The following is a 22,384-nucleotide window of genomic DNA, read 5'->3' on the forward strand; positions in this document are numbered from 1 at the left end:
TCCGGCCTCACCCCTTGTCCAGGTACTCCTCGCGCTCCTTGTCGAGCAGGGCGTCCAGGGCGGTGCGCAGCTCGGGCAGGTGCTCCAGCTCGGGGTCTGCGGCGACGACGGCTACGGCCTCCTGGCGGGCGGCGGCGATGACCTCCTCGTCGTCGATGACGTTCAGGACGCGCAGCGAGGAGCGGACCCCGGACTGGGCCTGGCCGAGCACATCGCCCTCGCGGCGCTGTTCGAGGTCGATACGGGAGAGCTCGAAGCCGTCCAGCGTGGCGGCGACGGCGCCGAGGCGGGCGCGGGCGGGGCTCGCCTCGTGGGCCTCGGTGACCAGCAGGCAGAGGCCGGGGGCGGAGCCCCGGCCGACCCGGCCGCGCAGCTGGTGCAGCTGGGAGACGCCGAAGCGGTCGGCGTCCATGATCACCATGGCGGTGGCGTTGGGGACGTTGACGCCGACCTCGATGACGGTGGTCGCCACCAGGACGTCGACGTCGCCGGCGGCGAAGCGGCGCATCACGTCGTCCTTGTCGTCGGGCTGCATCCTGCCGTGCAGCACCTCGACGCGCAGGCCGTGCAGGGGGCCCTTGGCGAGCTGTTCGGCGATCTCCAGGACGGCGAGCGGCGGACGCTTGTCGGCCGTCGCCTCCTCCTCGGCGGTCTTCTTCTTCCCCTTCTTCCCCGGGTCGTCCTCGTCGTCCCCGATGCGGGGGCAGACCACGTACGCCTGGTGGCCGTTCTCCACCTCCTCGCGGACGCGTTCCCAGGCGCGGCTGAGGAAGTGCGGCTTGTCCTTGGCGGGGACGACGTGGCTGGCGATGGGCGAGCGGCCGGCCGGGAGCTGGTCGAGGACGGAGGTCTCCAGGTCGCCGAAGACCGTCATGGCGACCGTGCGCGGGATGGGGGTGGCGGTCATGACGAGCAGGTGCGGCGGCTGTTTGCCCTTGGAACGGAGGGCGTCACGCTGCTCGACCCCGAAACGGTGCTGCTCGTCCACGACGACCAGGCCCAGGTCGTGGAACTTGACCTTGTCCTCGATCAGGGCGTGCGTCCCGATGACGACGCCGGCCTCGCCGGTGACCAGGTCGAGCAGCGCCTGCCGACGGGCGGCGGTGCCCATGGACCCGGTGAGCAGGACGACCTTGGTGCCCTGGTCGGAGCCGCCCAGCATGCCCCCTTCGGCCAGCTCCCCCATCATCTCGGTGATGGAGCGGTGGTGCTGCTGGGCGAGGACCTCGGTGGGGGCGAGCATCGCGGCCTGGCCGCCGGCATCGACCACGGCGAGCATGGCGCGCAGGGCCACCATCGTCTTCCCGGAGCCGACTTCGCCCTGGAGGAGGCGGTGCATGGGGTGCTCGGTGGCGAGGTCGTCGAAGATCTCCTTGGAAACCTTCTGCTGGCCGTCGGTGAGTGTGAACGGCAGCTTGGCGTCGAACGCGTCGAGGAGGCCGCCGGGGGTAGGCCTGCGGGCGACGGCCGGGAGCTGGGTGTCGGCGTACCTGCGGCGGGCCAGGGCGACCTGGAGGACGAACGCCTCGTCCCACTTGAGCCGGTCCCGGGCCGCCGCCACGTCGGCCTTGGTGGCGGGCCGGTGGATCTTCAGCAGGGCCTCGGGCAGGGGTGTGAAGCCGCGGCCCTCGCGCAGGGATGCGGGCAGCGGGTCGACGGCCTCCCGGGCGCTGGGCAGTACGGCGTCGACCGCCTTGGCGATCCGCCAGGAGTCGAGCTGCTTGCAGGCGGGGTAGATCGGCAGCAGCTTGCCCGCGAAGGCGTCGACGGCCTCGGTCGCCTCGGCGTCGTCCCCGGGGTCGGCGTCGAGCAGCTGGTAAGTGGGGTGGGCGAGCTGCGTCTTGCGGTTGAAGACGGAGACCTTGCCGGCGAACATGGCGCGCCGGCCGGGCAGCAGCTCCTTGTGCGGCTTGTGGACGCCGTGGCCGAAGAAGACGAGCTGGAGGCGGCCGTGGCCGTCGGTGAGGGTGACTTCGAGGCGCTTGCCGCGTCCGCCGTTGAACGTGAGGACGCGGGCGTCGGCGACCTGCGCGACGACCGTGACGTGCTCGTCGAGCGGGAGATCGGTCAGCGCCGTGAGCCGGCCGCGCTCCTCGTACCGGCGCGGGTAGTGATGCAGGAGATCACCGACCGTGTGCAGGTCGAGGTGCTCGGCCATCACCTTCGCGGTGGGACCGCCGAGCAGCTTCTTCAGGGGTTCGTCGAACGCAGACACGCGATCCATTGCACACCACGGCAGTGACAGTTGTCCGTCGGGCGCCGCCGGACCCCGGAAACTCCTGGTCGGAATCGTGATGCGACCCTAGGATCGGCTCCCCCACACCTCCCGTACGCGATCACCTCCCCGGGATCGCCCGACCCGCGCTGTCATCAGGCATCCCCTGTCCCCCCACCGGCGCTGCGACGATGACATCTGAGACTTCAGCAACCGAATCCGCCGTCACCAGGGAACCGCACACCTTCCAGGTGGATCTGCGCGGGCTGGTCGACCTCCTCTCCCATCACCTCTACTCCTCGCCCCGCGTCTATCTGCGCGAGCTGCTCCAGAACGCCGTCGACGCCATCACAGCCCGCCGCGCCGAGGAGCCGGACACGCCCGCGCTGGTGCGGCTGTACGCGGAGGAGGGCCGGCTGCGGGTGGAGGACAGCGGCATCGGCCTGACCGAGGCGGATGTGCACAGCCTGCTCGCCACGATCGGCCGCAGCTCCAAGCGGGACGGTGCCGAGGGCCTCGCCTCGGCGCGTGCCGGGTTCCTCGGGCAGTTCGGCATCGGGCTGCTGGCGTGCTTCGTGGTGGCCGCCGAGATCCGCGTGGTGAGCCGGTCCGCCCGGACGCCCGGACAGCCGCCCGTGGAGTGGTGTGCGCGGGACGACGGTTCGTACACCGTCCGTACGCTGCCCGACAGCGCGCGCCCGGAGCCCGGGACGACGGTGCATCTGACCGCCCGGCCGGGCAGCGCAGAATGGCTGACCGAGGAGCGGGTGCTGTCGCTGGCCCGTGACTTCGGTTCGCTGCTGCCGTACGACGTCCGGGTCGGCGAGGCGGCCGTCACCGCGCTGCCGGCGGTGTGGGACCGGCCGTACCCGAGCCCGGCCGCGCGGCGGGTCGCGCTGGCGCGCCACTGCCACGAGCAGTTCGGCTTCACCCCGCTCGACACGATCGACCTCGCGCTGCCGGCGGCGGGGATACGCGGGGTGGCGCACGTCCTGCCGTCGGCGGTCAGCCCGGCGCAGCGGGCGGGCCACCGTGTTCATCTCAAGGGCATGCTGCTGACGGACCGGGCGGACGAACTGCTGCCCGAGTGGGCGTTCTTCGTGCGGTGCGTGATCGACACGGACAGCCTGCGGCCCACCGCCTCGCGGGAGGCGCTGTACGCGGACGAGACGCTGGCGGCCGTACGGGACGCGCTGGGCGACCGGATCAGGGAGTGGCTGACCGGACTCGCCGCGGGGGACCCGGAGCGGCTGGCGCAGTTCCTCGGCGTGCACCACCTCGGCGTGAAGTCGCTGGCCCGGCACGACGACGCGATGTGGCGGACGATGCTGCCGTGGCTGCCGTTCGAGACGACGGACGGGCGGCTGTCGCTGGAGGAGTTCGCCCGGCGCCACCCGGTGGTGCACTTCACGCGGTCCGTGGAGGAGTTCCGGCAGGTCGCGCCGATCGCGTCCGCGCAGGGCATCGGGGTCGTCAACGGCGGCTACACCTACGACACCGAGCTGGTCGAGCGACTGCCCGCGGCCCGGCCCGGGACGGTGGTCGCGGAGCTGGACGCGGACACGGTGACCGCGCATCTGGACGCCGTCGATCCGCGCGAGGAGCTGGCGCTCGGCCCGTTCCTGGCGGCGGCGCGCGCCCGGCTCGACCCGCTGGGCTGCGACGTGGTGCTGCGCGCCTTCCATCCGGTGACCACGCCGGCGCTGCACCTGGACGACCGGTCGGCCCGTCACGAGCAGGCGAGGGCGGAGGCCGAGGAGCAGGCGGACGACCTGTGGGCGGGCATCCTGGGCTCGCTGCGCGGGAGCGCGCCGCGCGCCCGGCTCGTACTGAACCAGCTCAATCCGCTGATCCGCCGGATCGGTGCGCTGGGCACCCCGGAGCTGGCCGCGACGGCGACGGAGGCGTTGTACGGGCAGGCCCTGCTGATGGCGCAACGGCCGCTGCGGCCGGCCGACTCGGCGCTGCTGAACCGCGCGTTCCTGGGGCTCCTGGAGTGGGCCGCGCCCCCGGCCGCACCGCCGGCCGCGCCGCCCGGAAGCGACCGCATCCCGCCCGTGAACCCCCAGGAGGACGGCCGATGAGCGCCGACGCCGAGACGATCCGCCGGGCCCTGCGGGAGAACCAGGACGAGCCGGAGGGGCCCGCGCGCAACGCCCGCTCGGAGCGGCTGCTCGCCGAGGCCGAGCAGTGCGGGGACGCCGGGCTGCTGATCGAGGCCCTGGTCCACCAGCTGCAGGTCTACAACTACAGCTCCGAGAAGGACAAGATGTTCGTCCCCTTCGCGCGGCTGCTGCGCATGTGGGACGAACAGCCGGGCGAGTTCAGTGACTTCATGACCCACCATCTGTTCTGGATGTTCAAGTGGGTCTCCAGCTCGATGACCGACCAGCCGCACATCCCGCTCGCCTCGATCGAGAAGTGGCAGGCGGAGATGGAGCACCGCTACCGGCTGGCCGGGCATTCGGAGCGGGCCGTGCGCCAGGGCGAGCTGGAGATCGCCCGGCACCTGGGCGACCGGGAGCGGGGCGAGCGGGCGTTCACCGCCTGGCTGGCCGCCGACCGGGACCGGATGGCCAACTGCCACGCCTGCGAGCTGCACGGGCAGGGCGCCTGGCACGTGTGGAACGGCCGGGACGAGGAGGCGCTGAAGAGCTGGGCGCCGGTGCTGGACGGCGAGCACGTCTGCGCGCACGAGCCGCACGCGGTGCTTGCGTCCTCCCTGCTGCCCCTGCTGCGGACGGGCCGCGCGGAACAGGCGCGGGCGCACCACCTGCGCGGGTACCGGATGGTCCGGCCGATGGAGAGCATGCGCTACTCGGCCGCGCTGCACATCGAGTTCTGCGCGCTGACCGGCAACGAGGCCCGGGGCGTGGAGATCCTCGCGGAGCGGCCGGCGTACTTCACCGACAGCGGGAACCCGGGCAGCCTGCTGAGCTTCCTGACCGTGACCGCCCTGCTGATGGACCGGCTGGTCGCGCTCGGCCACGGCGGTCAGCCGGTGCCCGGCCCGGCGGGGACGGAGTGGACGGCCGCGTCTCTCGCGGTCGAGGCCCGGGCCCGGGCGCTGGACCTCGCCGCCCGCTTCGACGCGCGCAACGGCAACGGGTACGTGGGCGAGGAGACGCGCGAACGCCTGGCGCGGGTCCCGCTGCTCGACCGGCTGCCGCTGGGTGTACGGTCCGCGCGGCCGGTGAACGCGGCGCCCGCCCCCGTACGTCCGGCGGCTGCGGCCGCCGAGGCGCAGGCGCGGGACCTGGCCGGGCTGCTCGCCCAGGCGTACCGGCTGTCCGAGGCGCAGCACCCCGAGGCCCGCGATGCCTGGCAGGCGGTGGGCGAGCGGGCCGGGGCCGAAGGCGCGGAGCTCGCGACCCTGGACCGGGCGAACCTGGAGGACCACCGCGCGATGGACGGCAGCCGGCCGCCCGCCGAGGCCGCGGAGGCGTTCGCGAGGGCGGCCGGGCTGTACGAGGCCGGGGGCGACGCGGGCGAGGCCGTCGCGGCGCGGGCCAGGGGCGTGTTCGCCCGGGCCCTGGCCGGGGCGGCCGATGAGGCGGCGGCCCTGATCGCGCCGCTGGTGGAGCGGGCCCTCACGCTGCACGCCGGGGGCGGGGCCACCGCCCGGCAGGCGTCCGGCGTCCTGGTCTGCCGGGCCCGGATCGCCGAGCAGCGGATGCTGCGGGCACAGGAGGGGAAGGCGCACGAGGCCGCCGTCGCGGAGCTCGAAGAGGCGGCCCGCGAGGTGCTGGCGTTCACCGAGCCCCGGGGCGGCGAGGACCGGATCGCCACCCGGACCGCGGAGGCGCTGGGCTTCCTCGGGGACGTCGCCGCGCACCGGGGCGACGCCCAGACAGCCCTCGGGCTGTACGAGCGGGCGTCCGCCGAGGTGTACGGGGCCGGGCTGCCCTGGGCCGCGGTGGAGTACGAGACCTGGACGGCGCAGACCGCCGCCGGTCTGGAGGACTTCGCGACGGCGGAACGGGCCGCGCGGAAGGCTCTGGAGCACGGGGAGCCGTTCGCCGGCCCGTCCGGGCTGGCCCGGCTCCATCTCCGGCTGGCCGAGATACTCGCCGCCTCCGGGCAGCTCTCCGAGGCGGCCGACCGCGCCCTGGACGCCTCGCACTGGGCGGACGAGGCCGGCGAGGGCGACACGCTCGGTGTCTACACCCGGCACCAGCTCGGTGGCTGGCTGCTGCCGCTGGGGCGCGCGGCGGAGGCGGCGGCCGTGCTGGAGGCCGTCCTGCCGGACATCTCGGCCGAGCACCACGGCGACGGCATGCTCGTCCAGACGCTGTGGTGGCTCGGCGACGCGCTGACGGCGCTCGACGAGCCGAGGGTGGCGGCGGAGCACTGGCTGCGCGCTGCGGACATCGCGCGCGGGTGGCCGGAGCAGCATGACCACGCGATGCTCGCCCAGCTCGCCGGGCAGGCCCTGTACCGGGCCGAGCTGAACCCGGAGGCCGAGCGCGCCTACGCGCGGGCCGGGGAGCTGTGGCGGTCGCTGGACGAGATGCCGGGTCTGGTACGGACGCTGCGGGTCCGGGCCTGGATCGCCCTGCGGGAGGACCGGCCGGCCGAGGCGCGGAAGTTCATGGCCGAGGCGGAGCGGGAGTGCGCGGCGCGTCCTGAGCTGGAGGCGGAGCTGGCGAGCACGTACCGGCAGACGGCCGACCTGATCGTCCAGTCCTGCGAGGGCGAGCCGGGCGAGGCGCCGGACGACCCGGTGCGGTCGGCGTACGAGGAGGCGCTGGGCTACGCCGGGCGGGCGGCGGAGACCTTCCGCTCGGCGGGGTCCGGCCACCTCGGCCTCAGCACGGCCGCGGTGCTGATGGCCGCGTGGCTGGAGGCGGATCTCGGCCGGGGGCCGGCGGCGCTGGAGCGGGTACGGGTGGTGCTGGAGGCGTACGAGGGGGTGCCGGAGGGGACGGACGAGACGGTGGACGCGCGGCGGGCGGAGGCGGAGTCGGTGCGGGCGTATGTGACCGGCGCGGCATAGCCCCGGCGGGCGGCGCGGCCCTGGCGGGCAGCGGGCCGGGGGCTTGTAGCGCCCGGGTCGTCCGGCGCGCCGTCTTGTCCTCGATCGCCGGACGGGCTTGATTCGCCGGTCCGACTGGCGCGGGGTTCCGTCCTCGATCGCCGGACAGGCTTGATTCGGTGGGCCTACTCCACGCCGATCAGCAGTGGTGCTCCCTGGTGGCCGCCCTCGTAGGTCGTCGTGTCCACTGCCAAGTGGGCCTCGCGGACGTGTTGTTCCAGGGAGTCCGCGAGGAGGGGCGGGGTGTTCCGGCCGAGGACGAGGGTGACCAGTTCGCCGCCGGCCGCGAGCATGCGGTCCAGGACCCTGCGGGCGGTGGCGGGGACGTCCTGGCCGATGACGGCCACGTCGCCGTCGATGAGGCCGAGGATGTCGCCGGCCTGGCAGATGCCCGCCGAGGTCCAGGACTGCCGTTCGGCGACGGCCAGTTCGGCGTAGCGGGTCGCGCCGGCCGCCGCGGTCATGGCGACCACGTCCTCGTCGAAGCTGCGGTCCGGCTCGTGGACGGCCAGGGCCGCGATGCCCTGGACGGCGGCCCGGGTCGGGACGACGGCGACCCGGACACCCTGGGCCCTGGCCTGTTCGGCGGCGGCAGCGGCGGTGTGGCGGAGGTCCGCGTCGTTGGGCAGCAGGACCACCTCGCGGGCGTGGGCGCGGCGGATCGCGTCGACGAGTTCGCCGCTGGCGGGCGGTTCGCCGGGCCGGGCGAGCACGGTGGTCGCGCCGGCCTCCCGGCACAGGGCGGCCAGCCCTTCGCCCGGGACGACCGAGACGACCGCGCGGCGGGCGGGCTCGGGGCGGGCGTGCGCGCGGTCGGCGGCGAAGTGGGTGATCCGGATGCGGTACGGCCGCCCGGCCTCGACTCCGGCCTCAACCGCGGCGCCCGCGTCGTGGACGTGGACGTGGACGTTCCACAGGCCGTCGCCGCCGACCACCACCAGCGAGTCGCCGAGCGTGTCCAGCCGGGTACGCAGGCGCTCGACGGCCTCGTCGCCGGCCTCCAGCAGGTAGATGACCTCGAAGGCGGGGCCGCCGTCCCCGTCCCCGTCGGCCGCCGGGCACTCCGCGTCGTCGGCGGGCGGCGGGACGAATGGGACGGCCTCGTACGGCCGCTCCGGGGCCCGTCCGGAGACGGCCTGGACCAGGGCGCCGAGCAGGGTGACCAGACCGCGCCCGCCCGCGTCGACGACCCCGGCCCTGGCGAGGGCGGGGAGCTGTCCGGGGGTGGCGTCCAGCGCGGCGCGCGCCCCCTCGTAGGCGGCCCGGGCCACCTCGGCGGTGTCCGCGCCGGGCGCCGCGCGTCCGGCGGCGGCCGCGGCCCGGTCCGCGACGGTCAGGACGGTGCCCTCGACGGGGTGGGCGACGGCATCGCGGGCCCAGGCCGCGGCCCGGTCGAGGGCGAGGCGCATCCGGTCGCCGCCGGTGCCCTCCGCGAGGACGCCGGCCATGCCGCGCAGGAGCTGGGCGAGGATCGTGCCGGAGTTGCCCCGGGCGCCGATCAGGGCGCCGTGGGCCATGGCCCGTACGGCGTCGGCGGCGGAGGGGACCGAGGTGCCGGTCTCGTGGGCGGCGAAGACCGCTTCGACGGCGGCCGCCGCGGATTCCACGGTCAGGTAGAGGTTGGTGCCGGTGTCCCCGTCGGCGACCGGGTAGACGTTGATCGCGTCGATCGCCTCGCGCTCCCGGCCGAGCGCGTCCAGGGCCAGCGCGCACCATGTCCGTACCGCGACGGCATCCGGTTCGTCGGCGGTCTGCGGCACCTCGGGGCTCCTCGGAAGGGACTCGGAATGGGGGGCGGACTGCTGGCTGCACCGCAGGTTAGCGCCGGTGGAGGGCCGCGGCCGGTCCGGGGGCGGGGAGGGGGGGCGGTGGAACCCATGGTAGTTTCGTATCTCCGGAGCAGGCGTTGTATGCTGCTTCGGTTGCCCGACGAGAGTCGGGACATTCCCCCGGTACCGCCATTTCAGTTCCTGAATCCGGCGTATCGGAATTCACTGTAAGTGCATCTGAAGTCTTTGGAGTGACCCGTGGCTGCCAACTGCGACGTTTGCGGCAAGGGGCCGAGCTTCGGCAACAACATTTCGCACTCGCACCGCCGTACGTCCCGTCGCTGGAACCCCAACATCCAGCGCGTGCGTGCCGTGGTCGGTCGGACGCCGAAGCGGCTCAACGTCTGCACCTCGTGCATCAAGGCCGGCAAGGTCGCGCGCTGACGTTCCCGTCGTAGCGCAGCCCTACCGGTTGCCCAAAAAGCCGGTCCACCTCGGTGGACCGGCTTTTTGCTGTGCCCGGGCGCCGGGGCCGGCCGCCCGCCCGGTCAGCCGGCGTCGCGCAGTCGCCAGCCGTGGCGGACCGGGCCGATGCCCGTGCCGAGCGGGAAGCCCGCCTCGATCGCGCCGGTGACGTACTCCTTCGCGGCCCGGACCGCCGCCTCCACCCCGGCACCCCGCGCCAGATGGCTCGCGATGGCGGAGGCGAGGGTGCAGCCGGTGCCGTGGGTGTGCCGGTTGTCGTGGCGGGGCGCGCGCAGCCAGTGCTCCTCGCTGCCGTCGGTGAGCAGGTCGACGGGGTCGCCGGGCAGGTGACCGCCCTTGATCACGACCCAGCGGGGCCCGAATCCGAGCAGTACGCCGGCGGCCCGGCGCATCCCGGCCTCGTCGGTGACGGTGATGCCGGTGAGCTGCGCCACCTCGTCCAGGTTCGGGGTCGCCACGGTCGCGACGGGCAGCAGCTTCGTGCGGACCGATTCGAGGGCGTCCGCGGCGAGGAGCGGGTCGCCGTGCTTGGAGACGCCGACCGGGTCGACGACGACGGGTGCGTCGGTCCCCGCGAGGAGTTCCGCGACGGTCTCGACGAGCGGCGCGGACGCCAGCATCCCGGTCTTGACCGCGTCGACGCCGATGTCGTCGACGACGCTGCGGTACTGGGCGCGGACCGCGTCGGGGGGCAGTTCCCAGGCACCCTGGACGCCGAGGGAGTTCTGCGCGGTGACGGCGGTGAGCACGCTCATCCCGTGCGTGCCGAGCGCGAGCATCGTCTTGAGGTCGGCCTGGATACCCGCACCGCCGCCGGAGTCGGATCCGGCGACGGTGAGCACGCGGGGCGGTACGGAGGTGATTATCGGCATGGGCCGCAATCTACTGGGCGTCCTCGATGTCGCCGAAGTGGTCCCAGCCGTTCTTGCTGGTCCAGGGGGCTCCGTCGACCGTCACCTGGGGCAGCGCCGAGGGGTTGAGGACCTCGCCGATCACCTTCCAGCGGGCCGGCAGCTTCACGTCGGGCGGGAAGGTCGCGACGATCGCGTGGTCCTCGCCGCCGGTCAGCACCCACTGGAGGGGGTCGACGCCGACGGCCTGCCCGATGTCCGACATCTGGGACGGTACGTCGATGAGCCCGGAGCGCAGGTCGATGCGGACCTTGCTGGCCTCGGCGATGTGCCCGAGGTCCGCGACGAGCCCGTCGCTGACGTCGGTCATGGCGGTGGCGCCGAGCCCGGCGGCGGCGGGGCCCGCGTGGTACGGCGGTTCGGGGCGGCGGTGGGCCTCGACGAAGGCCCGGGGAGAGCGGAACCCCCGGGAGAGCACGGCGTACCCGGCGGCGGACCAGCCGAGCCAGCCGGTGACGGCGACGACGTCACCGGGCTGGGCGCCCGCCCTGGTGACGGGCTCGTGGTTGCGCAGGTCGCCGAGCGCGGTGATCGCCACGGTGATGGTGTCACCGCGGACCACGTCACCGCCGACCACGGCCGCCCCCGCGACCTGGCACTCGTCGCGCAGGCCGTCCATCAGCTCCGCGGCCCAGGTGACCGGGAGTTCGGCGGGGACGACGAGGCCGAGGAGCAGTGCGGTGGGCACGGCGCCCATGGCGGCGATGTCGGCGAGGTTCTGCGCGGCGGCCTTGCGGCCCACGTCGTACGCCGTCGACCAGTCGCGCCGGAAGTGCCGTCCCTCCAGCAGGATGTCCGTGCTGGCCACGACCCTGCGGTCGGGGGCGGTCACGACCGCGGCGTCGTCGCCCGGGCCTAGCCGGACCGCCGGAGTGGTGGTGAGCCGGGACGTGAGCTCTCTGATGAGCCCGAACTCCCCCAACTCGCCCACGGTTGCCTTCACCGAGTGTCACCTCTCATCTGTCGGGCCGGACGCTCCGGCCTGTCCCCCGTGCGCGCCGCCCCACTCGCGGTCGCGTGCCGTCACTGCTGTCGGTACTGTCAAGAGATACGTCAACTTGTGCGTTCTGTACGCCACGCTGAGGACGTCATCCGCCCCGTGGGTCTCCCCGCCGCGCGTGGCGACGCGATAACGTGGCGTCCCTTTCCCCCACATGATCCTCGTGGCCGCTCTGGAGGTTCCGTGGTACAGGCGTACATCCTCATTCAGACCGAGGTGGGCAAGGCGTCGATCGTCGCCGAGACCATCGCAAAGCTCCCGGGAGTCATCCAGGCAGAAGACGTCACCGGCCCCTACGACGTGATCGTGCGCGCCCGGGCCGACACGGTCGACGAACTCGGACGCATGGTGGTGGCACGGGTCCAGCAAGTGGACGGCATCACCCGAACCCTGACCTGCCCGGTCGTTCACCTCTAGCCCCCGTCTACGCTGGGCCGGTGACGTCCTCCAGCCGCCGGCTCCCCCGCTCCGTGCTCCTCGGTCCATCCGCCGCCCTGCTGTTGCTGGCCGCGGTGGGCTGCTCCGCGGGCGACGGGACGGCGTCGGTCACGGTGCCTTCTCCGTCCCCGGAAGCCGCAGCCTACTGCCGCGCGCTGGACGGGGAACTGCCGGATACCGTGGCCGGTCTGGAGCGGAGTGATCCCGAACCCGGTTCGGCACTGACCGCCGGGTGGGGGGACGGGGCGATCGTACTGCGCTGCGGGGTCGAGCGCCCCGCGGAGATGGACGACGACCAGTCGAAGGGGATCACCGCGAACGGCGTCAACTGGATGCTGGAGCAGCGGGAGGACGATGGCCCCCGGCTGACGACCACCCTGCGCAAGGCGTACGTCGAGGTGTCGTTCTCAAAGGCGTACGCACACGACACGACCCCGCTCGCGGCGCTCGCCCCGGCGGTGAAGAAGACGGTGCCGAACCGGCTCTAGGGCGTGCGTCCCCTGCGGGGAGCGCACGCCCTTCGCCGTGCCCGGGGTGGATCAGCGCAGTCCGGTCGGCCGGGCCAGCGCCGCCTGGATGAGGCGGTCCACCAGCTGCGGGTAGCTGACGCCGCTCTCCTGCCACATGCGCGGGTACATGGAGATCGGGGTGAAGCCCGGCAGGGTGTTGATCTCGTTGATGACGAAGCGGCCGTCCTCGGTGAGGAAGAAGTCGGCGCGCACCAGGCCCTCGCAGGAGCACGCCTCGAAGGCGTCGACGGCGAGCCGCTGGACCTCGGCGGTCTGCTCGGCGGTGAGCGGCGCCGGCACGATCCCGGAGGCGGCGTCGATGTACTTGGCCTCGAAGTCGTAGAAGTCGTGCGCGGTGACCGGCGGGATCTCGGCCGGCACGCTGGCGCGCGGCCCCTCCTCGAACTCCAGGACCCCGCACTCGATCTCGCGTCCGCGCAGCAGCGACTCGACGAGGAACTTGGGGTCGTGGCGGCGGGCCTCCTCGATGGCCGCGTCCAGGCCGGAGGCGTCGTCGACCTTGGTGATGCCGATGGACGAGCCGGCCCGGGCGGGCTTGATGAAGAGCGGCCAGCCGTGCTCGGCGGCGAAGCCGGTGATGCGCTCGCGGGCGCCGGCCGGATCGTTGTCCCACTCGCGGGGCCGGACGACCAGGTACGGGCCGACGGCGAGGCCGAAGGAGGTGAAGACGCGCTTCATGTACTCCTTGTCCTGGCCGACGGCCGAGGCCAGGACGCCGGCGCCCACGTAGGGCACGCCGGACAGTTCCAGGAGGCCCTGAAGGGTGCCGTCCTCGCCGTACGGGCCGTGCAGGACGGGGAAGACGACGTCGACCTCGCCGAGCGCCTTGGGCACCGCGCCGGGCTCGGTGTAGACGACTTCGCGGCTGCCGGGGTCGACGGAGAGCACGACGCCGCCCTCGTCGGACTCGGCGAGCTGGTCCACGTCCGGCATCCGCCGGTCCGCGATGGCCATGCGTTCCGGTTCGTCGGCGGTGAGCGCCCAGCGGCCGTCCGTCGTGATGCCGATCGGCAGGACGTCGTACTTGGTCCGGTCGATGGCGTTCAGGACGGCGCCGGCCGTGACCACCGAAATGCCGTGTTCGGAACTGCGGCCGCCGAACACGACGGCCACACGCGGCTTGCGGAGCTGCTGCTCCGTGCTCTGGGGGAGGTTCTCGCTGCTCATATCGCGATGAGCGTACCTGCTGGTACCGGTCGCGTCAGCGTGGCACGGGCCGCCCGGGGCCGAACGGGGTCAGTGCCGTTCGGCCTTGGCGCTGCGCGACATCAGCTCCTTGACCGCGACCTTCGGCGGCTTGCCCTCGTGGACGATGCCGACGATGGTCTCGGTCAGCGGCATCTCGACGCCGTGCCTGCGGGCCAGGTCGAGCACCGACTGGCAGGACTTGACGCCCTCGGCGGTCTGCTTGGTGGCGGCGATGGTCTCCTGGAGCGTCATGCCCCGGCCTAGGTTGGTGCCGAAGGTGTGGTTGCGCGAGAGCGGCGAGGAGCAGGTGGCCACCAGGTCGCCGAGACCGGCGAGTCCGGAGAAGGTCAGCGGGTCGGCGCCCATGGCCGCGCCCAGACGGATCGTCTCGGCGAGGCCGCGGGTGATGAGCGAGCCCTTGGCGTTGTCGCCGAGCCCCATGCCGTCCGCGATGCCGACGGCGAGGCCGATGACGTTCTTGACGGCGCCGCCGAGTTCGCAGCCGACCACGTCGGTGCTGGTGTACGGGCGGAAGTACGGGGTGTGGCAGGCGGCCTGGAGGCGCTGGGCGACGGACTCGTCCCGGCAGGCGACGACGGCCGCGGCGGGGCGGCGTTCGGCGATCTCCTTGGCGAGGTTGGGCCCGGTGACGACGGCGACGCGGTCCGGGGACACCCCGGTGACGTCCTCGATCACCTCGCTCATCCGCTTGGCGGTGCCGAGTTCGACGCCCTTCATCAGAGAGACGAGCACCGTCTGCGGCTCCAGGTGCGGGGCCCAGTCGGCGAGGTTGGCGCGCAGCGTCTGGGAGGGCACGACGAGGACCGCGAAGTCGGCGCCGCGCAGCGCCTCGGCGGCGTCGGTGGTGGCCCGGACGGAGGCGGGCAGTTCGATGCCCGGCAGGTAGTCGGGGTTGGTACGGGTGGTGTTGACGGCCTCGGCGACCTCGGCCCGGCGGCCCCAGAGCGTCACCTCGCAGCCCGCGTCCGCGAGGACGATGGCGAAGGCCGTACCCCATGAGCCGGTACCGAAGACGGCGGCCTTCGCGGGGTGCGTCACGTGAGTCCCTCTCCTTGGGCCTTGCGCCGCTGTTCGGCGCGGGCCTTGCGGTGATCGTAGGGCTCGGCGGGTGCCTGCTGCCCCCGGACCTCCTCCAGTTGCGCGGTGACCGCCCGCATGATCACCTCGGTGACCTCGCGCAGCAGCTCGGGCGTCGGTTCCTTGTCGTAGAACCGGGCGAGGTCGACGGGCGGCCCCGCCTGGACCCGGAGGGTCTTGCGGGGCAGGAGGCGCACCTTGTTCTCCGTGGCGTACGGCGGCATCACCTCGTTCGCGCCCCACTGCGCGACGGGGATCACGGGGGCGCGGGTCATCAACGCGACGCGGGCGGCGCCGGTCTTGCCGGCCATCGGCCACATGTCGGGGTCACGGGTGAGGGTGCCCTCGGGGTAGAAGCAGACGCACTCGCCGCGCTCGATGGCGTTCACCGCGGCCCGGAAGGCGTCCAGGGCGTTGGTGGTCTCGCGGTAGACGGGGATCTGGCCGGTGCCGCGCAGCATCATGCCGACGAAGGGGGCCTTGAAGAGCCCGGCCTTGGCCAGGAACCGCGGCACGCGGCCGGTGTTGTACTGGAAGTGCCCGTACGAGAGCGGGTCCAGGTACGAGTTGTGGTTGACCGCCGTGATGAATCCGCCGTCGGCCGGAATGTGTTCCGTTCCCCGCCAGTCGCGCTTGAACAGAACGACCAGTGGCGGTTTCGCGATGACCGCCGCCAGGCGGTACCAGAAGCCGATTCTGCGGCGGGACACTCGGACAACCTTTCCTCTGCGAACGGGACCGTGGAGCTGATCGCTGCCTGACTACCGAGGGTCAAGTCTCGCCCCAGGCCCCTGCTCTGTCGAGAACACCGTACGCCTCGCCCCGGGGAGCGCCCCTCCGGGTCGGCGCACCGGCAGGCGAGAATAGGCGGCGATGCGTATCGAGTCAGGCACCGCCACGACCAGCGACCCGGCCGGCCGCTGGTCGCTGGTCGTCCCGTTGAAGCCACTGGCGCGGGCCAAGAGCAGGCTGGCGCCCGCCTCCGGCGCCCTGTTGCGGCCCCGGCTGGCCCTGGCCTTCGCCCGTGACACGGTGGCCGCCGCGCTGTCCTGTCCGGACGTGGCGGATGTGGTGGTCGTCACGGACGACACGGCGGCGGGGGCGGCGCTGGGCGCGCTCGGCGCCCGCGTCGTGCCGGACTCCCCGGCCGCGGGGCTCAACGCGGCCCTCGCGCACGGTGAGGGGGTGGCCCGGGCGGCCAGACCGGGCGCGCCGCTGGCCGCGCTCAACGCGGATCTGCCCGCGCTGCGGCCGGCGGAATTGTCCCGGGTCCTCGAATTCTCTGCCGCTTTTCCCCGCGCATTTGTTCCCGATGCGGCGGGAATCGGGACGACATTTCTGTCGGCGGGCCCGGGGGTGGAATTGCGGCCCGCTTTCGGCGGTCCGTCGCGGGCGCGCCACCTGGCGTCGGGCGCGGTGGAAATCACGCTGCCGGGGATCGATTCGGTGCGCCGGGACGTGGACACCGGGGAGGACCTGCGGGTGGCGCTGGCGCTGGGCGTCGGCCCGTTCACCGCGGGGCGCTGGGGCGCCGGGGCGTTCGCGCCGGACCGATAGTCTGCCCCCATGCAGGCGACCTCGTACACGTACGACCCCGTGACCCGCAGCGGCAGTGTGCTGCTCGACGACGGCACCCCGGTGGACTTCGACGCGGCGGCCTTCGACGCCGGCGGCCTGCGGCTGCTGCGTCCGGGGCAGCGGGTGCGGATCGAGGGCGAGGGCGAGGGGGCCGGGCTTCGGATCAGCCTGGTGACACTTCAGACGTTCTGAGCCGTCGCGGGGTGGGTGCTCCCCCCGGACAGCCCGCGGGCCGGGCTCCCCGAGGGGAGCCCGGCCCGGCGCGTGTGGGGGCCCTGTGGCCCGGTCTCACTTCTTGCGCGCGGTGGCCTTCTTGGCCGTGGTCGTGCGCGCGGTGGTCTTCTTCGCGGGCGCCTTCTTCGCCGTGGTCTTCTTGGCGGGCGCGGTCTTGGCGGCGGTGGTCTTCTTGGCCGCGGCCGACTTCGACGCCGCCGGGGTGGCCTTCTTCGCGGCCGCCGTCGTCTTCTTCGCGGGCGAGGTCTTCTTCGCGGTCGCGGTGGTCTTCTTGGCGGCGGCGGTGGTGGTCTTCTTCGCCGGGGTCGCCTTCTTGGCGGTGGCCTTCTTCGCCACGGCCTTCTTCGCGGTGGCCTTCTTGGCGGCGGCCTTGGCCGTCGTACGGGTGGAAGAACCGCCCGAGAGGCTGCCCTTGGGGGCCTTCTTCACGGCCACGTCGTTCTTGGGGAGCTTCTTGGAGCCGCTCACCAGGTCCTTGAAGCCCTGGCCCGCGCGGAAGCGGGGCACCGAGGTCTTCTTGACCCGTACGCGCTCACCCGTCTGCGGGTTGCGCGCGTAGCGGGCGGGGCGGTCGACCTTCTCGAACGAGCCGAAGCCGGTGACCGAGACCCGGTCCCCCGCTACAACCGCGCGGACGATCGCGTCGAGCACCGCGTCGACGGCGTCCGCGGCCTGCTGCCGGCCGCCGACCTTGTCGGCAATCGCTTCTACGAGCTGCGCCTTGTTCACGTCTTCCCCTTCGGAGACATTGCCGGAACGAATCTGTTCAGGCTTTTTCGCACGTTAGGCAGATATATACCGCAAATCAAACACGAAACGGGCTAATCACCCTAGTGCCGCAACGAAGTCGACCGCCGCGCAGTTCTGCGGAGTCAGTCACCTTCGGGGAATCGGCCCTCGTCGAGGTCCTTCATCAACCGGTCCAGACGCCTTGCCGCGCCCGGGAGATCGTGCTTCGCCGTGGCCGTCACGACCATCAGCTTCCGGTTCAACGCCATCCTTACGCCGTCCGGGACTTGCAGTGCGCGCACCCGTGAGTGCGCTTCCTTCAATTGGTCGGCGACTTGGCCGTAAAGCTTGAGTTGGCTGTCGCGTTCCATGCACCGATTGTGCCATCTGGGGCGAGTTGTCGCCCGACGGGGTCCCAACAAACGACTGCGCCCCCTACCAGAAGGCAGGGGGCGCAGTCCTGAAAACGCGCTGATCAGGCCTGAATTGTGCGGGGCTTGTAGGCCGGCCGGGCCGCCTCGTAAGCCGCGATGTCGGCTTCGTTCTGAAGGGTGAGGCTGATGTCGTCCAGCCCGTTCAGCAGCCGCCAGCGGGCGTTCTCGTCGAGCTCGAAGTCGGCCGTGATGCCCTCGGCACGGACCTGCCGGGCCTCCAGGTCGACGGTCACCTCGGCCGTCGGGTCGGCCTCCGTCAGCTCCCAGAGCGCGTCGACGGTCTTCTGGTCCAGGACCACGGTCAGCAGACCGTTCTTCAGCGAGTTGCCGCGGAAGATGTCGGCGAACCGGGACGAGATGACGGTCTTGAACCCGTAGTTCTGCAGGGCCCAGACGGCGTGTTCGCGGGAGGAGCCGGTGCCGAAGTCGGGGCCGGCCACCAGGACGGAGGCGCCCTGGCGCTCCGGGCGGTTGAGGACGAAGTTCTCGTCCTTGCGCCAGGCCTCGAAGAGCCCGTCCTCGAAGCCGTCCCGGGTGACCTTCTTCAGCCAGTGGGCGGGGATGATCTGGTCGGTGTCGACGTTGCTGCGGCGCAGCGGGACGGCCCGGCCGGTGTGTGCGGTGAAAGCTTCCATGATTCTCAGACTCCGGCGGGCGTACGGGCGTCGGACAGGTCGGCGGGCGAGGCCAGATGGCCCAGCACGGCGGTGGCGGCGGCGACCTGCGGCGAGACCAGGTGCGTGCGGCCGCCCTTGCCCTGCCGGCCCTCGAAGTTGCGGTTCGAGGTGGAGGCGGAGCGCTCGCCGGGGGCCAGCTGGTCGGGGTTCATGCCGAGGCACATCGAGCAGCCCGCGTGCCGCCATTCGGCGCCGGCCGCGGTGAAGACCTTGTCCAGGCCCTCGTCGACGGCCTGGAGGGCGACCCGGACGGAGCCCGGGACGACCAGCATCCGTACGCCGTCGGCGACTTTGCGGCCGTCCAGGATCGCGGCGGCGTTGCGCAGGTCCTCAATGCGGCCGTTGGTGCAGGAGCCTACGAAGACGGTGTCCACGTTGATCTCGCGCAGCGGCTGCCCCGCGGTCAACCCCATGTACTCCAGGGCCTTTTCGGCGGCGTTGCGCTCCGAGGCGTCCTCGTACGAAGCGGGATCGGGGACGTTGGCCGACAGCGGCGCGCCCTGGCCGGGGTTGGTGCCCCAGGTGACGAACGGCGCCAGCTCGGCGGCCTCGATGACCACCTCGGCGTCGAAGACCGCGTCCTCGTCGGTGCGCAGCGTCTTCCAGTACGCGACGGCGGCGTCCCAGTCCTCGCCCTGTGGGGCGTGGTCGCGGCCCTTGAGGTAGTCGAAGGTGGTCTCGTCGGGGGCGATCATGCCCGCCCGCGCGCCGGCCTCGATCGACATGTTGCAGATGGTCATCCGGGCCTCCATCGAGAGCTTCTCGATGGCGGAGCCGCGGTATTCGAGGATGTAGCCCTGGCCGCCGCCGGTGCCGATCCGGGCGATGATCGCGAGGATCAGGTCCTTGGCGGTGACGCCGTCGGGCAGTTCGCCGTCGATGGTGATCGCCATGGTCTTCGGGCGGGCCATCGGCAGCGTCTGGGTGGCCAGCACGTGCTCGACCTGGCTGGTGCCGATGCCGAACGCGAGGGCGCCGAACGCACCGTGCGTGGAGGTGTGGGAGTCGCCGCAGACCACGGTGGTGCCGGGCTGGGTCAGGCCCAGCTGCGGGCCGACCACGTGCACGACGCCCTGCTCGACGTCGCCCAGCGGGTGCAGCCGGACGCCGAACTCCGCGCAGTTCTTTCGCAGCGTCTCCAGCTGGGCGCGGGAGACGGGGTCGGCGATCGGCTTGTCGATGTCGAGGGTCGGGGTGTTGTGGTCCTCGGTGGCGATGGTGAGGTCGAGGCGCCGCACCGGGCGTCCGGCCTGCCGCAGCCCGTCGAAGGCCTGCGGGCTGGTCACCTCGTGCAGCAGGTGCAGATCGATGAAGAGGAGGTCGGGCTCGCCCTCGGCGCGCCGGACGACGTGGTCGTCCCAAACCTTCTCCGCGAGTGTCCTACCCATCGCTTTCCCTCCGGCCGGCGTCATCGCCGGCCCAACTAGAGATTCGGTGCGCCCCCGTCCGGACCCCCGAGCGGGGCGGTGGCTACGGGCCGTTGTGGGGCCGCCGGTACAGGTTCGCAACTTCCGGGGAAAATTGAACTTGCGTTTCACAGAGTGAGACGCGAGTATCGTCGTATGGACAACTCTAGCGGCGTCGGCGTTCTCGACAAGGCGGCTCTGGTATTGAGCGCCCTGGAGTCCGGGCCGGCCACCCTCGCCGGGCTGGTCGCGGCGACCGGGCTCGCACGACCCACGGCCCACAGGCTGGCCGTGGCACTGGAACACCACCGGATGGTGGCGAGGGACATGCAGGGCCGGTTCATTCTCGGCCCCCGGCTCTCCGAGCTGGCCGCGGCGGCCGGCGAGGACCGCCTGCTGGCCACGGCCGGGCCGGTGCTCACGCATCTGCGCGACATCACCGGCGAGAGCGCGCAGCTCTATCGCCGGCAGGGCGACATGCGGATCTGCGTGGCGGCGGCGGAGCGGCTGTCCGGACTGCGGGACACCGTGCCGGTCGGCTCCACGCTGACCATGAAGGCGGGCTCCTCCGCGCAGATCCTGATGGCCTGGGAGGAGCCGGAGCGCCTGCACCGCGGCCTCCAGGGCGCCCGCTTCACGGCGACGGCGCTCTCGGGCGTGCGTCGGCGCGGCTGGGCCCAGTCGATCGGTGAGCGCGAGCCGGGCGTGGCCTCGGTCTCCGCCCCGGTGCGCGGCCCGTCGAACCGGGTGGTCGCCGCCGTCTCGGTCTCCGGACCGATCGAGCGGCTGACCCGGCACCCGGGCCGGATGCACGCCCAGGCCGTCATCGACTCGGCCGCCCGGCTGAGCGAGGCGCTGCGCCGCAACGGCTGAGCCCCGGGCCGCGCCCCCCTCTCCCCCCGTGGCCGCCCCAGCGTCGTGGCGGCCCTCTTCCAGCCCCTCCCCGTGTTACTTCGCGCCGGATCGATGCGCGAGCCGGTCCGCCGCGCGGCGGCCCCGTCCCTCGATCGGCAGCGACCCCGTCGCAGCGGCCAGTCCGTACGCCGGCATGTCGGCGTAGATGGACTCGTAGCCGCCCTCGGGCACGATGTAGGTCTCGTGCCACAGCCCCACGTGCTGCCGGGAGTTCTTCTCCTTGCGGTTGAGCATCGCCCACGCCTTGCGGTGGAACATGTCGGGCGCCGAGGCGTACGCGTACAGCTTCTCCTTCGACTCCCAGTACTGGACGACGTAGTACGTCCGTGGCGAGCCGGACAGCAGGATGTGGCCCAGCAGCCCCCTGGCCCTGTCCGCCTTCAACTCCCGCAGCATGCGCAGCATCGCCAACATGACCGGCAGCCAGTGGTGCACGCCCCTGAAGTGGTTGATGCGCATGCCGATCAGCAGGACGACGACATCGCCCTGCGCCGCGGCAGTCGTCCTTCCCGGCATGATTTTCGTGAACACACGAGCCCCCTGGGCCTGTTGGAGAGTGCCACTATCCAATGGTTGGATAGTGGCACTGCCCAAGGGCGGACGCAAGGGAAGGACGGCATGCGACTCTCGGAACTGAGCGAGCGCAGCGGCATCGCGACCGCGACGATCAAGTACTACCTGCGCGAGGGGCTGTTGCCGCCGGGCGAGCGGCTGAGCGCGACGCAGGCGGAGTACGACGAGAGCCATCTGCGCCGGCTGCGCCTGGTCCGGGCCCTGCTCCAGGTCGGCCGCCTGCCCGTCGCCACGGCCCGCGAGGTGCTGGCCCACGTCGACGACGACTCGCTGGGCCGTACGATCCGCCTGGGCGCCGCCCTCTGGGCGTTGCCGCACGGCCCCGAGCCGGACGAGGAGGCCCCGGAGACGGCGGCGGCGCGCGCGGAAGTCGACGCCCTGCTGGAGCGGTTGGAGTGGACGGGCGCCCGGGAGATCGGCGAGCTCTCCCCCGCCCACCGCTCGCTCGTCGCGGGCCTGGCCACCCTCGCCCGGCTCGGCTACCCGTACGAGAGCGCGCAGTTGGAGGAGCACGCCCGGCTGATGCACGAGGTGGCCGTGCGGGACCTGGACCTGCTGGAGACGTACCCGGACCGCGCCCAGCAGGTGGAGATGGCGGTGGCGTCGGCGGTGCTGTACGAGCCGCTGCTGACGTCGCTGCACCGGCTCGCCCAGGAGGAGGAATCGGCCCGGCGGTACGGGTATTGAGCGGGGCGGGCCGGGGCCGCGTACAAGCGGAAGGCCCCTCACCGGAGTGAGGGGCCTTCCGCTTGTTGCCTGTTGTACCCCCGACCGGATTCGAACCGGCGCTACTGCCGTGAGAGGGCAGCGTGCTAGGCCGCTACACAACGGGGGCTTGTCCTGCGATTTGCTCTGTACTGCGCTGGGCTACCAGGACTCGAACCTAGAATGACGGTACCAGAAACCGTAGTGTTGCCAATTACACCATAGCCCATGGTGTTGCAAGTACCCCCGACCGGATTCGAACCGGCGCTACTGCCGTGAGAGGGCAGCGTGCTAGGCCGCTACACAACGGGGGCCCTAGCGATCCTGCATCGAGACCGTGGGTGCGACCCAGATGATCTCGCGGGAAGGATCTGTACCCCCGACCGGATTCGAACCGGCGCTACTGCCGTGAGAGGGCAGCGTGCTAGGCCGCTACACAACGGGGGCTTGTCCTGCGATTTGC

At 72.5% G+C, this 22,384-nt stretch carries 21 protein-coding genes and 4 tRNA genes; 9 read left to right on the top strand and 16 right to left on the bottom strand.

Going from position 1 to position 22,384, the window contains the following annotated elements; all coding sequences use genetic code 11:
* Positions 1-7 precede the first annotated feature (7 nt).
* Positions 8-2,224 (bottom strand): ATP-dependent DNA helicase RecG, encoded by a 2,217-nt coding sequence (recG, locus tag BLW14_RS08225; RefSeq protein WP_177153922.1) that lies wholly within the window; start codon positions 2,222-2,224, stop codon positions 8-10.
* A gap of 182 nt (positions 2,225-2,406) precedes the next feature.
* Here recG and BLW14_RS08230 point away from each other — a divergent pair, with 182 nt between their 5' ends.
* Positions 2,407-4,299 carry an HSP90 family protein gene (locus tag BLW14_RS08230; RefSeq protein ID WP_093705808.1) on the top strand — a complete coding sequence of 631 codons (1,893 nt, stop codon included), beginning with the start codon at positions 2,407-2,409 and terminating at the stop codon, positions 4,297-4,299.
* Positions 4,296-7,211, top strand: a complete 2,916-nt coding sequence (locus tag BLW14_RS08235) for a hypothetical protein (protein WP_093710678.1) — start codon at positions 4,296-4,298, stop codon at positions 7,209-7,211. The genes BLW14_RS08230 and BLW14_RS08235 overlap by 4 nt, the downstream gene beginning before the upstream one ends.
* 164 nt (positions 7,212-7,375) lie before the next feature.
* Here the strand turns inward: BLW14_RS08235 and BLW14_RS08240 are convergent, their stop codons facing one another.
* A complete protein-coding gene (locus BLW14_RS08240) occupies positions 7,376-9,010 on the bottom strand; it encodes a DAK2 domain-containing protein (protein ID WP_093705810.1) in 1,635 nt (544 codons plus the stop codon).
* A 267-nt stretch (positions 9,011-9,277) separates the two neighbouring features.
* Between BLW14_RS08240 and rpmB the strand changes: the two genes are divergently transcribed.
* Complete coding sequence (gene rpmB / locus BLW14_RS08245; protein WP_026171429.1) at positions 9,278-9,463, top strand: 50S ribosomal protein L28; 186 nt, start codon at positions 9,278-9,280, stop codon at positions 9,461-9,463.
* Between the two features lie 104 nt (positions 9,464-9,567).
* On the opposite strand, the gene thiD is transcribed toward rpmB, so the two are convergent.
* Positions 9,568-10,377 (bottom strand): bifunctional hydroxymethylpyrimidine kinase/phosphomethylpyrimidine kinase, encoded by an 810-nt coding sequence (thiD, locus tag BLW14_RS08250; RefSeq protein ID WP_093705812.1) that lies wholly within the window; start codon positions 10,375-10,377, stop codon positions 9,568-9,570.
* 10 nt (positions 10,378-10,387) lie between these two features.
* On the bottom strand, positions 10,388-11,359 hold the full coding sequence (locus tag BLW14_RS08255) for a thiamine-phosphate kinase (protein ID WP_019520919.1): 972 nt from the start codon (positions 11,357-11,359) through the stop codon (positions 10,388-10,390).
* Between the two features lie 240 nt (positions 11,360-11,599).
* Between BLW14_RS08255 and BLW14_RS08260 the strand changes: the two genes are divergently transcribed.
* Both BLW14_RS08260 and BLW14_RS08265 read left to right on the top strand, forming a co-directional pair.
* A complete protein-coding gene (locus BLW14_RS08260) occupies positions 11,600-11,833 on the top strand; it encodes an Lrp/AsnC family transcriptional regulator (protein ID WP_093705814.1) in 234 nt (77 codons plus the stop codon).
* 20 nt (positions 11,834-11,853) lie between these two features.
* Positions 11,854-12,342, top strand: a complete 489-nt coding sequence (locus BLW14_RS08265) for a DUF3515 domain-containing protein (RefSeq protein ID WP_256332711.1) — start codon at positions 11,854-11,856, stop codon at positions 12,340-12,342.
* 51 nt (positions 12,343-12,393) lie between these two features.
* On the opposite strand, the gene BLW14_RS08270 is transcribed toward BLW14_RS08265, so the two are convergent.
* From BLW14_RS08270 to BLW14_RS08280, 3 genes are all read right to left on the bottom strand, one after another.
* Positions 12,394-13,551, bottom strand: a complete 1,158-nt coding sequence (locus BLW14_RS08270; protein WP_093705816.1) for a D-alanine--D-alanine ligase family protein — start codon at positions 13,549-13,551, stop codon at positions 12,394-12,396.
* Between the two features lie 69 nt (positions 13,552-13,620).
* Positions 13,621-14,631, bottom strand: coding sequence for an NAD(P)H-dependent glycerol-3-phosphate dehydrogenase (locus tag BLW14_RS08275; RefSeq protein WP_093705818.1), 1,011 nt, complete (start codon positions 14,629-14,631; stop codon positions 13,621-13,623).
* The gene (locus BLW14_RS08280) at positions 14,628-15,380 is read right to left on the bottom strand and encodes a lysophospholipid acyltransferase family protein (protein WP_093705820.1); all 753 of its coding nucleotides are present in this window, start codon (positions 15,378-15,380) and stop codon (positions 14,628-14,630) included. The genes BLW14_RS08275 and BLW14_RS08280 overlap by 4 nt, the downstream gene beginning before the upstream one ends.
* Positions 15,381-15,543: 163 nt before the next feature.
* Between BLW14_RS08280 and cofC the strand changes: the two genes are divergently transcribed.
* Complete coding sequence (cofC, locus tag BLW14_RS08285; RefSeq protein WP_093705822.1) at positions 15,544-16,227, top strand: 2-phospho-L-lactate guanylyltransferase; 684 nt, start codon at positions 15,544-15,546, stop codon at positions 16,225-16,227.
* 9 nt (positions 16,228-16,236) lie between these two features.
* Complete coding sequence (locus BLW14_RS08290) at positions 16,237-16,440, top strand: hypothetical protein (RefSeq protein ID WP_093705824.1); 204 nt, start codon at positions 16,237-16,239, stop codon at positions 16,438-16,440.
* Between the two features lie 96 nt (positions 16,441-16,536).
* Here BLW14_RS08290 and BLW14_RS08295 read toward each other — a convergent pair whose 3' ends face one another.
* The 4 genes from BLW14_RS08295 to leuC all read right to left on the bottom strand — a co-directional run bounded on the left by BLW14_RS08295 (position 16,537) and on the right by leuC (position 19,710).
* The gene (locus BLW14_RS08295) at positions 16,537-17,211 is read right to left on the bottom strand and encodes an HU family DNA-binding protein (protein WP_093705826.1); all 675 of its coding nucleotides are present in this window, start codon (positions 17,209-17,211) and stop codon (positions 16,537-16,539) included.
* Between the two features lie 143 nt (positions 17,212-17,354).
* Entirely contained in the window at positions 17,355-17,582 is a 228-nt protein-coding gene (locus BLW14_RS08300; protein ID WP_026242491.1) for an SCO5555 family protein, read from the bottom strand.
* 104 nt (positions 17,583-17,686) lie between these two features.
* Positions 17,687-18,280 (bottom strand): 3-isopropylmalate dehydratase small subunit, encoded by a 594-nt coding sequence (leuD, locus tag BLW14_RS08305; RefSeq protein WP_093705828.1) that lies wholly within the window; start codon positions 18,278-18,280, stop codon positions 17,687-17,689.
* Between the two features lie 5 nt (positions 18,281-18,285).
* Positions 18,286-19,710 (bottom strand): 3-isopropylmalate dehydratase large subunit, encoded by a 1,425-nt coding sequence (gene leuC / locus BLW14_RS08310; protein ID WP_093705830.1) that lies wholly within the window; start codon positions 19,708-19,710, stop codon positions 18,286-18,288.
* Between the two features lie 174 nt (positions 19,711-19,884).
* Here leuC and ndgR point away from each other — a divergent pair, with 174 nt between their 5' ends.
* Positions 19,885-20,601 (top strand): IclR family transcriptional regulator NdgR, encoded by a 717-nt coding sequence (gene ndgR / locus BLW14_RS08315; RefSeq protein WP_018521358.1) that lies wholly within the window; start codon positions 19,885-19,887, stop codon positions 20,599-20,601.
* Positions 20,602-20,676: 75 nt separating this feature from the next.
* Here ndgR and BLW14_RS08320 read toward each other — a convergent pair whose 3' ends face one another.
* Positions 20,677-21,174, bottom strand: coding sequence for a DUF4188 domain-containing protein (locus BLW14_RS08320; protein WP_026242492.1), 498 nt, complete (start codon positions 21,172-21,174; stop codon positions 20,677-20,679).
* 87 nt (positions 21,175-21,261) lie between these two features.
* Here BLW14_RS08320 and BLW14_RS08325 point away from each other — a divergent pair, with 87 nt between their 5' ends.
* On the top strand, positions 21,262-21,903 hold the full coding sequence (locus BLW14_RS08325) for a MerR family transcriptional regulator (protein ID WP_093705832.1): 642 nt from the start codon (positions 21,262-21,264) through the stop codon (positions 21,901-21,903).
* Positions 21,904-21,978: 75 nt separating this feature from the next.
* Here the strand turns inward: BLW14_RS08325 and BLW14_RS08330 are convergent.
* The 4 genes from BLW14_RS08330 to BLW14_RS08345 all read right to left on the bottom strand — a co-directional run bounded on the left by BLW14_RS08330 (position 21,979) and on the right by BLW14_RS08345 (position 22,368).
* A tRNA-Glu gene (locus tag BLW14_RS08330) sits at positions 21,979-22,051 on the bottom strand.
* Between the two features lie 27 nt (positions 22,052-22,078).
* A tRNA-Gln gene (locus tag BLW14_RS08335) sits at positions 22,079-22,150 on the bottom strand.
* A gap of 12 nt (positions 22,151-22,162) precedes the next feature.
* Positions 22,163-22,235, bottom strand: a tRNA-Glu gene (locus BLW14_RS08340).
* Between the two features lie 60 nt (positions 22,236-22,295).
* Positions 22,296-22,368: transfer RNA gene (locus BLW14_RS08345), tRNA-Glu, on the bottom strand.
* Positions 22,369-22,384 lie beyond the last annotated feature (16 nt).

Origin of the sequence: Streptomyces sp. 2131.1 (assembly GCF_900105515.1) — a bacterium.
Lineage (GTDB): Bacteria > Actinomycetota > Actinomycetes > Streptomycetales > Streptomycetaceae > Streptomyces > Streptomyces drozdowiczii.